The sequence below is a fragment of the Crocosphaera sp. UHCC 0190 genome (assembly GCF_034932065.1).
GTDB lineage: Bacteria > Cyanobacteriota > Cyanobacteriia > Cyanobacteriales > Microcystaceae > UHCC-0190.
Genome location: NZ_JAYGHP010000025.1, coordinates 1 through 13,562, shown reverse-complemented (window position 1 = coordinate 13,562; position 13,562 = coordinate 1). Strand labels below are relative to the sequence as shown.

Here is a 13,562-nt window from a genome sequence, read left to right as displayed (position 1 = left end):
CAGATACAAGGGTTCAGCTTCTGGGTAACGTCCTTGAGATTCGTACAAACCAGCTAAATTGTTGAGACTGGTAGCAACATCGGGATGATTTTCCCCCAATTGTTGTTCCCAGATAGACAGCGATCGCTGATACAAGGGTTCTGCTTCTGGGTAACGTCCTTGAGAACGGTACAAACCAGCTAAATTGTTGAGACTGTTAGCAACAGAGGGATGATTTTCCCCCAATTGTAGTTCCCTGATAGACAGCGATCGCCGATACAAGGGTTCTGCTTCTGGGTAACGTCCTTGAGAACGGTACAATTCTGCTAAATTGTTGAGACTGGTAGCAACATCGGGATGATTTTCCCCTAAGCGTTGTTGTGTAAACCTTAAACAATCAGTTAAATAGGGTTCTGCATCATTATAGAGTCCTTGACCTAGATAAAAACGACCCAAACCAATAAACGGCCAATCTAAATCCTCATCTTCTAGGGATTTGTCTAACTCATCAGCAACAACTTTCAGGTGATCAATAATGGGTTCAAAATTGGCAATATCTTCTAAGGTAGGGGTATGAGGAATATTTTTAGCAACTGTCACCATCACCTTACAGTAAGCTTGTTTTGCTTTCTCTTTAATCTCAGACTGTTCTAATTTATCCCTTAGATAGCGACGAATCAAAGTATGCAGTTCATACCAACCATTATCTAAGGTTCTGACTAGATTAAGATGAACTAAATTATCCGTTAACCATTCCTCAATTTCGTCTTCCTCTTGTTCAGGAAATAACCCATCAATAAACACTTTAGGAAAAGGCGCAAGAGCAAATAAACTAAGATAGAGAGCTAAATTTTGGGCTTCTGGTTCCTCCTTTAAAGCGTCCCAACTCAGATCAAAAGCAGCTTTAACCCCTCGTTCCGCAGTCATTTCCGAGTCAAACTTAGGATTTTTAACTAAACTAGCATCTTCTAACCCCTTCTCTGCCAACTTCTCCCTAATTTTCTCCACCGTCCAACTATTGCGCCGTCGCAGTAACCGCGCTACCAATTCCAAAGCTAGGGGTAAATAGCCCAAATCTCGACAAAGTGACTCTGCTTGCTCAATTTGCTCATCAATTCTGCCATCAGTTATATATGAACGCAATAAATCTAAGGCTGCCGCTTCATCTAACTTCTCGATATGGAGAGTTTGAACAGAGGCCGATAGATACTGACAGCGCGTCGTAATAATGACTTTAAAGCGTTTTTCTTCCTTCGGCGGTAAATAGTGCTTAATCTGCTCATAATCCCGCACATCATCAAAAATAATCAATGTTTGATCCGTATCATTTTTAAGCCAATGTTGCCAACAATAAGCAACCCGTTCCCTTAAGGATTCCGTATCTGGTATAGTTAAGCCCAAATAACTGCTGGCAAAAGTCACAATACTCAAACCAGGATCACTATTTACTACATTCAACCAACAAATTCCCCCCCGATAAGTTTCTTTCGGCCATTCCTGCCAACTATACTGTAAGGCTAATTCCGATTTACCGATGCCACCCATTCCCGTTAAGGTAGAAATAGCGACCCTTTCCGTCTGCTGTAACTGTTCGTGTAACTTAATTAAAACGCGATCGCGTCCCACAAATTGAGGGACTCCACTGTTAAATAAATTGTGGGGGTTTGGTTTAACCTGACCAAAATCAGGCGACTTTAGTCAAAAAGTGATATTTTGTTCTTTAATATTAATATCTCTACTGGCAAAATTAAGAATCTTTTCTAACTTAGGAAATTGATTAATTACATAGGAATTATTTTCATTTTCCTTGGCTACCTTTTCCGCAGCTTCCTTAATTTCTGTATCATCTTCGATCAAAGTCGCTATCACTTCAATCGTTTCCGGTAAAATCTTAGGATTCTGTCCCGAAGATTCCAGTTTTTTCAGTGTTTCTGGAGATTTTGCCTCAATTAGTTTTTTTAACTGGGCGATCGTACCATCCAATGTCATCTCACCCACGCGGTTTAAGGCCCCCGTCAGAATAATCGCCACTGTACCAGCCAATGCGGTTAAAGGTTCCATTTGCTTCAAAAATTGTTCCAATTGACTGATTTTATTATAGTCAGGAATTAATGGTATTAAGTCCCTACAAAGGTTATTCTCCCAATAATTTTAACTTCTGACTTCTGAATTCATTACGAGGCGATCGCCTCTTGGGTAAAACGTTTCGTTAAAATTGTCGTTCATGTTGCCTAAAATTTTAAGTCATGGTTGAGTTAAACTAATAATTAATAACAGGTTAAAGCCTGATTCTATAAAAACTAAGTCCGCCTTCGCGGACTAAATTCCAGGTTGCGTAGGCAACCTTTGTTTGTCTAGCTTAACTCTTTAGAGTTAAAGTCTATTATTTGTGATAACTTAGCATAAATAATTCTGGCTGATTTAAGAATAGTTTTACGACGTAACCAATTAGGACTCTGTTCTATTTCTTCTTTGTCTAATAAATCCACTGGACGATCAAGCAACTTTTCTAAATCGCTTTCCATGCGTACTCTATCCAACAAACTCCAACGACAAGAAGGTTCAAAAACAGCTAAAAAATCCACATCACTTGTATCTAGACGAAAATCATCCCGTAAAATTGAGCCAAACACTGCTAATTCTTGAATCTGACAATGCTGACAAAATGTTTGCAATTCTTCCATTGGCAAAGAAATAGCCAGTTTCATAAATTCTACTCAATACTTTGCTTAGTTTTAATCGTCGCTTTTCCCGTAACTTTCAACCCAGTTGCTCCAATTTGTTCAGTATTAGCCGTTGGTTTTCCTTTTACCTGTTGCTCAACCTCTGCATCTAATTCACCCGCCTCAACATTTTCTAATCCCACTTGTCTGAGTTCCCCTGCTTTAATGTCCTTGGCTAAAACCCGTAATTCTTCGGCAAAAATGGGGTCGTCATCCAACACCACATCAAGATTTTTAGTAATGGTTTCAATGGCCGCACTGTCGCCCCCTTCCACTTTAACCAATGCCTCATCAACTTTAGGGGATTTTCCCGTTAATCGGGCTTTAATCTTGCCCCATAATACAGGAATTTTTGCGATCGCCTCTGCGGTAAAACGTTTAGTCAAATCTCCCGTCCCAGACTTGACAAATTCCTGTACAGCCAAACTTACCAGTAGACCTACGGTTAATGGATCACTCTTGACATCCTCCCTCGCCCTCCGCTTCGCTAAAGGGCGGGGATTCCCAAACCTCACGATTTAGGTTTCTGCTTCATAGCACCCGCCTTCACAGATTTGCTCTGTTCGGGTCTTATGGTCGCTCCACAGACTGACACCGCAAGCCCTGCGGCCAAAATGTTCTTGCTGGCGTTGATATCTCTGTCATGGACTACCCCACATTTAGGACATTCCCACTCACGGATATTTAGCGGTAATTTATCCATTGTGTGACCACAATTTCCACAGCGTTTGGAGCTAGGAAACCATTGGTCAATCTTAACTAGATTACGCCCATACCATCGACATTTGTAATCTAATTGCCTAACCAATTCACTCCATCCGCTATCAGAAATAGCTAATGCGAGTTTGTGGTTTTTAACCATATTCTTAACTGCCAACGACTCAACGGCAATCGTTTGATTTTCGCGTACCAAATTAGTCGTCAACTTATGCAAGAAATCTTGGCGAGAATCAGAGATCTTAAGGTGAATTTTAGCCACCTTAACCCTCGCTTTTTCTCTGTTTTTAGAACCCTTCTGTTTACGAGAAAGGTTTTTCTGCGCTCGTCTCAATCTTCTGTAATGCTGCTTAAATTGTTTGGGATTAACAACTTTATCCCCATTACTCGTAGCGATCAAACTTGTAATCCCCAAGTCAATCCCAATTGCATTATCGCTCTTCGGCAACGGCGATCTGGTGGGATCGTCAAAACGAATGGAAATATGCCAACGTCCCGATGGGTGCATTTTAACGGTTACAGAAGACGGCTCACATCCTTTTGGAATCTGCCTAGACCATCGAATGTCCAAAGGTTCAACACTTTTAGCAAGGTAGATTTTTCCATCTTTAAACTTAAATGCCGACTTTGTAAATTCAGCACTACCGCCATTCCTTTTTTTCTTAAAGTTAGGATATTTTGCCCTTCCTGCAAAGAAATTAGCAAATGCCGACTGAAGATGTCTCAATCCTTGCTGTATTGGTACACAACTAACTTCATTAAGAAAAGCCAAGTCTTCTTGTTTTTTCCATTCGGTCAGCATGGAAGATGTTTGGTTGTATCCAATTTTTTCTTGTCTCTCGTACCATCCTTGAGTTCTCTCATAGAGAGCCTTGTTGTAAACCAACCTTACACAGCCCAAAGTGCGCCGCAATAGCGACTCTTGTTCTGGGGTTGGGTAAAATCGGTAACTAAAGGCTTTTTCCATGCCTCACATTATAGCACATCTTTTTGTGAGTGTGTTAAACTACAAATATAAAGCCGTCGTAGAACGACGGGGTTTCTACCCAATTTTTCGATGATTCAATCTCCCTTATTTGCCTCAAAACCAGACCCAGTATGGAATATTAGCCAAACTCAAGTCATCAGCATTTTACATAAAAAGAATTCTTATTGATGTTTTCTTCACAATAATTTGCTAAAGTAACACTAGGCCAATCACTCAACTCAACCGCACAACTTACTCGATCAAAGCTCTATGCCAGGTGACTACTACGAAACTCTTGGGGTTGCCCGTAACGCCAGTAAAGAAGACCTAAAACAAGCATACCGCCGTCTAGCGCGGAAATATCATCCTGATGTTAACAAAGAACCAGGAGCCGAAGAACGCTTTAAAGAAATTAATCGCGCTTACGAAGTGCTATCCGAACCAGAAACTCGTAGTCGTTACGATCAGTTTGGAGAAGCAGGAGTCAGTGGCGCGGGAGGCTTCAACTATGGCGATATGGGCGACATGGGCGGTTTTGCCGACATCTTTGAAACCATTTTCAGTGGGTTTGGAGGTGGTGCAACAACCGGAACCACACGCCGTCGAAGTGGCCCCAGTAAAGGGGATGATTTACGCCTCGACCTCAAATTAGACTTCCGTGAAGCAGTATTTGGGGGAGAAAAAGAAATTCGCATCCCTCATCTCGAAAGTTGTCAAGTTTGTAAAGGTAACGGGGCCAAACCAGGAACCGGATCTCGTACCTGTTCCACTTGCAACGGTCAAGGACAAGTCCGCCGCGCCACCCGTACCCCTTTTGGTAGTTTTGCCCAAGTTTCCGCCTGTCCCAGTTGTAACGGCAGTGGAGAAGTAATTGAAGAAAAATGCGAAGTCTGTGGTGGGGCCGGACGTAGACAAGAAACCAAAAAGCTGAAAATCACCATTCCTGGGGGGGTTGATAACGGAACCCGTCTCAGAGTGTCCCGTGAAGGAGATGCCGGGGTGAGAGGTGGCCCATCTGGGGATCTTTACGTTTATCTCTATGTGGAACCTGACAGAGAATTTACCCGCGATGGGATGAATATTCATTCTGAAATTACTATCAGTTATCTGCAAGCAATTTTAGGATGTACCGTTCCTGTCAATACCGTTGATGGAGAACAAGAATTAATCATTCCCGCAGGAACTCAACCCAATACGGTGTTAACCATGGAAAATTTAGGGGTTCCTAAACTGGGAAATGCAACCATGCGGGGCGATCATCTGATCACCATTACAATTGATATCCCCACCCGGATCAATCCAGAGGAACGGGAACTTTTAGAAAAATTAGCCCATATTAAGGGTCATAGTCACGGTAAAGGAGGAATAGAAGGCTTTTTAGGAGGCTTATTCCATAAATGAACCTCCCTACTGCTGAAGTTTTTTTATTGGATCTACGGGGAACTCCTTGCCCCATTAACTTCGTTCGCACTAAATTAAAATTAGAGCAAATGTCTCCTGGTGAGGTGTTAGAAGTGTGGTTAGATCCAGGAGAACCTATTGAACAGGTTCCCGATAGTTTGACGATGGAAGGGTATCACCTCGAAACCATTGAAGATCGTCAAGAGTTCTTCTCTCTCAAAGTACGTCGTCCCTGATGAACAATGAGGAAGTTAGTGCTGACTGGCTACTGAGCGAAGCCGAAGTGCTGACTTCTCCTACACCCCACCTCTTTGTGCATGATGTGACCCCAACAGACCAGTTTTCTATTCCTCCTATCTCGGAAATTTTCGGGACAGTGGTAGCAGTACAGGCTAATTTTTATCAGGTACGTTTAGATCACACCTTAAAGGATCAAAATGGTTCCCCACTCTCCCATTTACTCTGTACTCGACGCACTCGGTTAAAGAAAATTGGTCAAAATATCATGGTAGGCGATCACGTGATGGTTGAAGAACCAGACTATCAAGATGGACGAGGTGCGATCGCCCAAGTATTACCCCGCAAAACTGAATTATCCCGGCCTCCCGTGGCCAATGCTGACCAAATTCTCTTAGTATTTTCTTTAGAAGAACCCCCCCTAGAACCCTGGCAATTAAGTCGTTTTTTGGTCAAAGCAGAGTCAACAAACCTACCTTCACGTTTATGTCTAAATAAAGCTGATTTAATGCCATCTACTCTACAAAACGCATGGCAGGAACGTCTACAAAAATGGGGCTATAATCCATTATTTATTAGTACGATGACAGGACAAGGATTAGATGAACTTAAAAACTGTCTACGAGATAGAATTACAATTCTGGCAGGGCCATCAGGAGTTGGTAAATCTAGTTTAATTAATACATTAATTCCTAACATTAAACAACGGGTCAATCAGGTTTCTGGCAAATTGCAAAAAGGTCGTCATACTACCCGTCACGTTGAATTGTTTGAATTGCCAGCAGGGGGATTAGTTGCGGATACTCCTGGATTTAATCAACCTAATTTAGACTGCGAAACTGCAAGATTAGTATACTATTTTCCAGAGGCAAAACAACAATTAGAAGTCGGAAATTGTCAGTTTAAAGACTGTTTACATCGCGGAGAACCCAATTGTGTTATTGACACGAATTGGGAAAGATATGAACATTACTTGACCTTTTTAAAAGAAGCAATATCTCAACAAGAATTAAACCAAAAAATAGGGGAAAAAGAATCAAATTTAAAATTAAAAATTAAAGGTTCAGGTCAGGAATATTATGAACCCAAATTAGAAACCAAAAAATATCGTCGCTCTTCCCGTCGAGAAAAACATCAAAATTTACAGAACCAGTATGACCATCAAAATTTAGACAAACTTGAACAAGAAGAAGAATCTTAATTCATGGAATGAATGTCTAAAATTTACTCATTTATTAGTGGATCATTATCTTAATATTTAATTTTTGTAATCAAAATATACATCGCTTACATTTAGATTATAGATTAAGTTTTATAATTGGGAGATGACAGGGGCAAAAGTAAAAAGTAAAATGCTATTGTGTCTGAATCTTTAGTTAGTTTAGATGAGAGGTCAAATTCTCATCGATAACCCCCTAACCATAAACATATTTTTTTAAATTCTTACTAGAGTCTCAATACCCTAGGGATTTGTCGTGGAAAATATTAAATAATCTCTATGAAATCTTAAAAATGACAATATTTTCTGCTCAAAATGCCTTTTAAAAAGGGTCAATTGGGTTTTTATTAATTTCTAGGTTGAGAATTTTAGTAAACAATTTTAGGATTTTACCATGAAAAACTACTTGTTTTCTCCCTCGGAAGAAACAAACAAGCTAACTCTTCAATCTGGTGAAAAAAATCAGCAAATAATCCAGAGAATTAGACAAATACTTGAGTCTATTTCTGAAACAGACGACCCAGGACAAGATCTAGCTAACAAATTTGAAATATTAGGATTTAATTGGGGAGAAATTATCACAAACTTACCCAAAGAACCCCAAACAACTGGACAAAATTCTGTGAGTTCTTCTGATGTCTACTTAATTTGTCAGGGACAAGTCAGGTTAGTCAGTTTCCATCAGGGAAAAGAGCGAGAAGTTTCGATTAACTTACTGAGAGAAGGAGATGTATTTGGAGGGGACTCTGTCTGGAATGAAATAATATGGCCCTATCAAGCGATCGCGGCCGGAACAGTCCCCACCGCATCCGTACAAGTGGCTAAAATTTCTCAGCAAACCCTCAAACCCTATTTGGACAAGCTGCCAAAACTTCAGGCCCATTGGCAAACAGAAGCGAAACAACGACAAACCTTAATCTTTTTCAAAACTTTTACTGAATTGGGGGATCTCTCCAGTCGTCGACTCCAACAACTATTACCCTATGTCAGAGAAAGGCAGATCCCTGCAGGAGAGAATTTAGCAGCAATCGCAAAGAAAGAACCTAGTCATTGCTGGTTGCGTCAAGGACAAATTAAGTCCTATCCCCTCAATATTGGTAGTGCTTGGGGATATCCCGCCAAAATCCCCCCAGACTGGGTTGCTCAAAGCGAACTGTATCTTTATCAAATTCTGGCATCAGATTGGGACAAAGTAAAGGCGATCGCACCCATGTTAGATCCCACATCAGAAAACCCATCTGTCCCTATTCCTGCCCCCACCTTGCCTCCCCCTAGAGAAGCGATCGCTCCAACACCCTCACCCATCATCACACCTCCCGACCGAGAAACACCCGAAATCAACTTTCCCAAACCCTTAAAACGACGGCGAAAATTATGGCAAAATTACCCCTTTATTGAACAACAAAGTTCGGCTGACTGTGGAGCCACTTGTTTAGCGATGATTTCTCAATATTGGGGAAAGCGTCTAAGTCTCAATTTTTTGCGAGATTTAGCGGGAGTGGGACGCTCCGGGGCCTCCTTAAAAAATTTAGCTAGGGCTGCGGAAAGTTTAGGGTATCAAGCACGGCCCGTGCGAGCCAGTTTAAACCGTTTAGTGGAAGAAAAAAACCCTTGGATCGCCCATTGGCAAGGGGATCATTATGTCGTTGTGTATCGGGTGAAAGGCGATCGCCTGTTAGTTGCTGATCCGGCCAAAGGAAAACGTTTCATTCCCCGTCAAGAATTTTTGGCTGGATGGACAGGTTACGCTTTATTGTTAGACCCCACGGAAGGATTAAACCAAGTTCCTACGGAAAAACGCTCTCTCGGTCGATTTTTGCGGTTACTGTTGCCCTATCGTAACATCAGTATTCAAGTCATCCTCGCGTCTTTTCTGATTCAGATTTTTGGGCTAGTCAGTCCCTTATTTACCCAGATTATCTTAGATAAAGTCGTCGTTAACAAAAGTCTCACCACCTTAAATGTGTTTGCGATCGGGGTGCTGTTATTTGGCATCTGGAGTGTATTGTTATCTGGGGTGAGACAGTACCTCTTAAGCTATCTTTCTAACCGCCTGGATCTAACAATGATAGGCGGTTTTATTCGTCATGCGCTGTTACTGCCCCTAAGATTTTTTGAATCCCGTCATGTGGGGGATATCATTACACGGGTCAATGAAAACCAAAAAATTCAGCAATTTTTGCTCAATCAAGTTGTTTTAGCTTGGTTAGATTTCTTGATGGGATTTGTTTATTTAGGGTTGATGCTTTATTACAACTGGCAGCTAACCCTCTTAATTGTGGCATTGATTCCGCCGATTATGCTCTTGACCCTAGGAGCAACCCCCTTATTACGTCATGTTTCGAGAGAGGTGTTTAATCGGTCTGCGGAGCAAAATTCAGCCTTAGTGGAAACCATCACCGGGGTGGCCACGATTAAAGCGACGGCCACCGAGCGAGAATTGCGCTGGCGTTGGGAAGATCATCTCACAAATTATCTCAATGCGCGATTTCGGGGCCAGAAATTAGGGATTAACTTACAAGCGGCCAGTGGGTTAATTAATTCTATCGGTAGTACCGCTTTGCTTTGGTATGGGGCGACTTTGGTGATTCAAGATCATCTAACCATTGGTCAATTTGTGGCCTTTAATATGATGATCGGTAAGGTTCTTAGTCCTGTTCTTTCAATGGCGAATCTTTGGGATGAACTGCAAGAGGTACTAATTTCGGTGGAACGGTTGAACGATATTTTTGACACGAAACCCGAAGAAACCCCAGGTCAACCCATGTTACAGTTACCTCTGATCAAAGGTGATGTCAAATTTGACAATGTGACCTTTCGTTATGATCTTGATGAGGAACGCAACACCCTTCAGAATATTTCCTTTGCGGTAAAAGCGGGTCAAACGGTTGCTATTGTAGGCCGAAGTGGTTCGGGTAAAACGACCTTAGTTAAGTTGCTTCAGGGACTTTATCAGGTGGAACAGGGCAAAATCTGCATTGATGATCATGATCTGCACCATGTCTCTCCCCACTCTCTGCGTTCTCAATTGGGTGTGGTTCCCCAGGAATGTTTCTTATTCTCTGGCACTATTTTAGACAATATTACTCTGTATCGTCCTGAATTTAGTTTAGATCAAGCTATCAAAGCGGCACAACTGGCAGAAGCACACGCTTTTATCCAGAGTATGCCTTTAGGATATAACACCAAAGTGGGAGAACGGGGAACGAATTTATCCGGGGGACAGCGACAAAGAATTGCGATCGCCCGTGCTTTATTGGGAGAACCCCGCATTCTCATTTTAGATGAGGCTACCAGTTCCCTTGATACGGAGTCTGAACGGCGATTTCAACAAAATCTGACTCGTCTATCCCGCAATCGTACCACTTTTATTATTGCCCATCGTCTTTCTACGGTTCGCAATGCTGATTGCATCCTTGTTTTGGAACGGGGTATTTTGGCTGAAAAGGGAACTCACGAGGAGCTTATCGCTTTAAAAGGAATTTATGCTCACTTAGCTGAACAACAACTTAATCTTTAGGTTTCATCATGATGAAAATAAATTTAACCCATCATAAATTATTGCTGACTTTAATTACCCCTCTAATTACTGTTGGTTCAATCAGCCTTTCTGTTCCTAGTCAAGCAGCCACAATTGTTAGTATTTCTGAAATTAGGTTAACGATCAATCATGTTAATCAATTTGCTGAAGATGTTTCTGTGATTGGGGATATCAACACAGTTGCTATGGCGGAGGAAGGAACCGCCCAAAATCAAATTGCATGGGATGCTCTTTTTTGGGCTGATGATTCCACTGTCTTTGCTCATGCTAATTTCCAAACTTTAGCAGTTGGTACAGGTTCAGAATACTTGCTAAAAACAGATATTTTTACTAAGCTTTTGGGTCATTTCTCCATTGCGGCTGGTAATTTTTTACAGTTTGATGTTACAGCATCTTTATATTTAGAAAATTTTGTTGAAGACTGGCATCTGGATAATGCTAGTGCTTCTGGTGGTATTTCATTAAAGCTTTTTGAGCATTCCACTCAAAGCAGTTTAAATCTTTTTAATATCTTCAGTTTTATCAATACCAATGATGATCAAGAACTAAATCAGGATTTTTTTAAGTTGAACATCAGTCCTGATTTAATTTTGACTAGCTATGATGAACAATTTTTATTCGGCGACAATCAAGAAGCGATTCGAGTTGATTTTACGGGTGTCTTTCAACAATACTTTGAGCAAGACACTGAACTCGATTTAATTGCCGTGACTCAATCTTGTAATTCTGGTTCTAATACTGTTGATTTTTGTCAAAAAGTGCCTGAAGTATCTAACACATTTGCGTTAATATTTTTGGGTTTATGGGTCAGTAGTTGGAATTGGTTGTTCCGAATCATGAAGTAAATAGTTGAGTTCACTGGCTAACCACTCATCAAACATATTATTAATAATCTCATCATAAACTTCAGAGGTTAGTTCTGCCGGAATAAATTCTTCTACCATGAGAATATGATATTCTTGATTGGTTTTTACTGGGAGAATAACCTCTTTAGTTTTTGCCGAAAATATCACAGAAGCCAGATCTGGCTTAATGTTAAATCGATAAAGTTTCCCCTCATAACCACACTGGTATCGGCGTTTTTCATCAATATCATAGAGATGAGCAGCCTGATAAAAGCTCATTTCTTCTTCTTCAATTTGGTAGAAGATTTCTAAGGCAAGTTTTTCATAAGGAACGACAATTTGATACAATAAAACTTGCTCAAAATTCAACTTATTTTGGTTAAAAAAGTTATCAACATCTTGAGCAAAAAGAGTCTTAGCTAATTTTTGGCGGAGTAGATTATCTCGAATACCAGATTCCCATTCATCAGCAGTAATCATTTGCTCATTTAACCAAGCCAAAGTATCAGCCGCTTTTTCTAGTTGCTTTTCACGGCGAATCTTATCTGCTTCAATCTGAATTTCTTCTGAGGTAACTATCAGATTCATTTCGGCAGATTTCTGACGAATAATCTTCTGATAGAGAATGTCTTGATAAATCTTTTTTAACTGTAAATTATCTTTTAGACAATTAACAATTTCTTCTAACTGAACAGCAGGTATAAGATGACTAACCATGATAATTTCAGGGAACACATAAATTTATTGAGCTATTGATGTTGACGATGAATAAGATTGTGAAAAGCTTCTACCATCTAGCAAAATTATGGCAACAGAAAAAGCATCTAGCAAGACAATCGATAATCTAGTCCCTTGAGCAAATCCTTTAGTAGAAACTGTTGAATAAGAAATTCCACCTTTAATAAGTTCAATATTTTTGGTTATCGTTTCTCTGTATTCTAAGTCAATAATAATCATCTTCTTTGGGGAGAAAGACTGAATTAGGAAAAATTGAGGATTAGAAAATTCCTAATCCTCAGTCTCTAAATTTTAGGGATAGATCAGTATCGGTATAAGACCTGATATTTAAACAAAAAAATCAGTCATTTTGAGCAGGATCTAACCAAAGAGTTTCAGAATAGAAATATTAGTAGACGTGCTAGGACTACCGCCAATCCCTATAGCAATCGCAAGTCCATAACCAGCTGCTCCTTCTCCAGCTAAATCTATCGCAGAGGCACTATCAACCTTAAAATCGACCTTAAAAAATCCACCACTAACTTTAATGTCATCTAGCCTAGAAAATTCACTTTCACAAAAAGTTAGATCGTTAATAATTAATTGACTCATGAATTTCTCCTGATAGTTTGTTAGATAATAATTGGTAGTTTGATAGAGACAGTATGAGTCAAAGTGAGGGCGACAGCAACATCTCTTCCAGTAGCAAACGCTCCAGCAAAAGCCCAGATACCAACGCCACTGCCCTTAACTTTATTCTGCATCTCACAGTTCATTTCTTGAGGCATAATTTGCCAATAGTCTAAATCAGTAATTTTCACTGTTTTTGCTCCTTAAATTCATTATAATCTGACTAACATTTGCGTCTAGTCTGCACCTAATACCAGCAAAAATTCCCCTGATGAAATGTTACTCCCTGGTGCGCTCACGGAGAGAAAACTTGATGTTAGAACTTGAGCCACAGAATTACTAGTACCCAGGGCTAAAAATTTAGTGGAAAATGATAATAAAGAGACTGAACCTTCAATTTTTTTGAGTTTATTGGTAGGACAAATGATTTCATTGTGTTCTAAATCTGCAATAATCATAGTTAACTTCTCCTAAGGTATTTTGAGGATTGATTATTCAAGTAATGAATTGTTTCTTGATTAACTTAATCATAAGAAACTAAAAACAATAATGGTTGCCAAATTGGCAATTAATATAGATATAACTG

At 40.2% G+C, this 13,562-nt stretch carries 15 protein-coding genes; 5 read left to right on the top strand and 10 right to left on the bottom strand.

What is annotated here, in order from left to right:
• The 5 genes from VB715_RS21140 to VB715_RS21120 form a co-directional block, all read right to left on the bottom strand.
• Positions 1 to 1,524 (bottom strand): tetratricopeptide repeat protein (locus VB715_RS21140; RefSeq protein ID WP_323303192.1); only part of this gene is annotated, 1,524 nt, incomplete at its 3' end.
• A 153-nt stretch (positions 1,525 to 1,677) separates the two neighbouring features.
• A complete protein-coding gene (locus tag VB715_RS21135) occupies positions 1,678 to 2,040 on the bottom strand; it encodes a hypothetical protein (protein ID WP_323303174.1) in 363 nt (120 codons plus the stop codon).
• A gap of 293 nt (positions 2,041 to 2,333) precedes the next feature.
• Entirely contained in the window at positions 2,334 to 2,687 is a 354-nt protein-coding gene (locus VB715_RS21130) for a nucleotidyltransferase family protein (RefSeq protein WP_323303173.1), read from the bottom strand.
• 5 nt (positions 2,688 to 2,692) lie between these two features.
• On the bottom strand, positions 2,693 to 3,217 hold the full coding sequence (locus VB715_RS21125) for a hypothetical protein (protein WP_323303172.1): 525 nt from the start codon (positions 3,215 to 3,217) through the stop codon (positions 2,693 to 2,695).
• Complete coding sequence (locus tag VB715_RS21120; RefSeq protein ID WP_323303171.1) at positions 3,214 to 4,386, bottom strand: RNA-guided endonuclease TnpB family protein; 1,173 nt, start codon at positions 4,384 to 4,386, stop codon at positions 3,214 to 3,216. Before VB715_RS21120 ends, VB715_RS21125 begins: the two co-directional genes overlap by 4 nt.
• A gap of 270 nt (positions 4,387 to 4,656) precedes the next feature.
• Here VB715_RS21120 and dnaJ point away from each other — a divergent pair, with 270 nt between their 5' ends.
• The 5 genes from dnaJ to VB715_RS21095 all read left to right on the top strand — a co-directional run bounded on the left by dnaJ (position 4,657) and on the right by VB715_RS21095 (position 11,629).
• Complete coding sequence (dnaJ, locus tag VB715_RS21115) at positions 4,657 to 5,787, top strand: molecular chaperone DnaJ (RefSeq protein ID WP_323303170.1); 1,131 nt, start codon at positions 4,657 to 4,659, stop codon at positions 5,785 to 5,787.
• Positions 5,784 to 6,023, top strand: a complete 240-nt coding sequence (locus tag VB715_RS21110) for a sulfurtransferase TusA family protein (protein ID WP_323303169.1) — start codon at positions 5,784 to 5,786, stop codon at positions 6,021 to 6,023. Before dnaJ ends, VB715_RS21110 begins: the two co-directional genes overlap by 4 nt.
• 77 nt (positions 6,024 to 6,100) lie before the next feature.
• On the top strand, positions 6,101 to 7,225 hold the full coding sequence (gene rsgA, locus VB715_RS21105) for a small ribosomal subunit biogenesis GTPase RsgA (RefSeq protein WP_323303191.1): 1,125 nt from the start codon (positions 6,101 to 6,103) through the stop codon (positions 7,223 to 7,225).
• Between the two features lie 412 nt (positions 7,226 to 7,637).
• Positions 7,638 to 10,763: an ABC transporter transmembrane domain-containing protein gene (locus tag VB715_RS21100; protein WP_323303168.1), complete on the top strand. Its 3,126-nt coding sequence runs from the start codon at positions 7,638 to 7,640 to the stop codon at positions 10,761 to 10,763.
• Positions 10,764 to 10,771: 8 nt separating this feature from the next.
• Entirely contained in the window at positions 10,772 to 11,629 is an 858-nt protein-coding gene (locus VB715_RS21095) for a hypothetical protein (protein WP_323303167.1), read from the top strand.
• On the opposite strand, the gene VB715_RS21090 is transcribed toward VB715_RS21095, so the two are convergent.
• The 5 genes from VB715_RS21090 to VB715_RS21070 form a co-directional block, all read right to left on the bottom strand.
• Positions 11,585 to 12,346, bottom strand: coding sequence for a peptidylprolyl isomerase (locus tag VB715_RS21090; RefSeq protein ID WP_323303166.1), 762 nt, complete (start codon positions 12,344 to 12,346; stop codon positions 11,585 to 11,587). The two genes, VB715_RS21095 and VB715_RS21090, sit on opposite strands and share 45 nt — an antisense overlap.
• Positions 12,347 to 12,370: 24 nt before the next feature.
• On the bottom strand, positions 12,371 to 12,586 hold the full coding sequence (locus VB715_RS21085; RefSeq protein ID WP_323303165.1) for a hypothetical protein: 216 nt from the start codon (positions 12,584 to 12,586) through the stop codon (positions 12,371 to 12,373).
• A 141-nt stretch (positions 12,587 to 12,727) separates the two neighbouring features.
• Positions 12,728 to 12,958 (bottom strand): hypothetical protein, encoded by a 231-nt coding sequence (locus VB715_RS21080; RefSeq protein ID WP_323303164.1) that lies wholly within the window; start codon positions 12,956 to 12,958, stop codon positions 12,728 to 12,730.
• 20 nt (positions 12,959 to 12,978) lie between these two features.
• The gene (locus VB715_RS21075; RefSeq protein ID WP_323303163.1) at positions 12,979 to 13,167 is read right to left on the bottom strand and encodes a hypothetical protein; all 189 of its coding nucleotides are present in this window, start codon (positions 13,165 to 13,167) and stop codon (positions 12,979 to 12,981) included.
• 45 nt (positions 13,168 to 13,212) lie between these two features.
• The gene (locus tag VB715_RS21070) at positions 13,213 to 13,434 is read right to left on the bottom strand and encodes a hypothetical protein (protein ID WP_323303162.1); all 222 of its coding nucleotides are present in this window, start codon (positions 13,432 to 13,434) and stop codon (positions 13,213 to 13,215) included.
• Between the last annotated feature and the right edge of the window lie 128 nt (positions 13,435 to 13,562).

Bases quoted from the DNA above. Each gene is read 5' to 3' on its own strand.
- VB715_RS21135 (WP_323303174.1), bottom strand. From the start codon at position 2,040: ATGGAACCTTTAACCGCATTGGCTGGTACAGTGGCGATTATTCTGACG.
- VB715_RS21130 (WP_323303173.1), bottom strand. From the start codon at position 2,687: ATGAAACTGGCTATTTCTTTGCCAATGGAAGAATTGCAAACATTTTGT.
- VB715_RS21120 (WP_323303171.1), bottom strand. From the start codon at position 4,386: ATGGAAAAAGCCTTTAGTTACCGATTTTACCCAACCCCAGAACAAGAG.
- dnaJ (WP_323303170.1), top strand. From the start codon at position 4,657: ATGCCAGGTGACTACTACGAAACTCTTGGGGTTGCCCGTAACGCCAGT.
- VB715_RS21110 (WP_323303169.1), top strand. From the start codon at position 5,784: ATGAACCTCCCTACTGCTGAAGTTTTTTTATTGGATCTACGGGGAACT.
- VB715_RS21100 (WP_323303168.1), top strand. From the start codon at position 7,638: ATGAAAAACTACTTGTTTTCTCCCTCGGAAGAAACAAACAAGCTAACT.
- VB715_RS21095 (WP_323303167.1), top strand. From the start codon at position 10,772: ATGATGAAAATAAATTTAACCCATCATAAATTATTGCTGACTTTAATT.
- VB715_RS21090 (WP_323303166.1), bottom strand. From the start codon at position 12,346: ATGGTTAGTCATCTTATACCTGCTGTTCAGTTAGAAGAAATTGTTAAT.
- VB715_RS21085 (WP_323303165.1), bottom strand. From the start codon at position 12,586: ATGATTATTATTGACTTAGAATACAGAGAAACGATAACCAAAAATATT.
- VB715_RS21080 (WP_323303164.1), bottom strand. From the start codon at position 12,958: ATGAGTCAATTAATTATTAACGATCTAACTTTTTGTGAAAGTGAATTT.
- VB715_RS21070 (WP_323303162.1), bottom strand. From the start codon at position 13,434: ATGATTATTGCAGATTTAGAACACAATGAAATCATTTGTCCTACCAAT.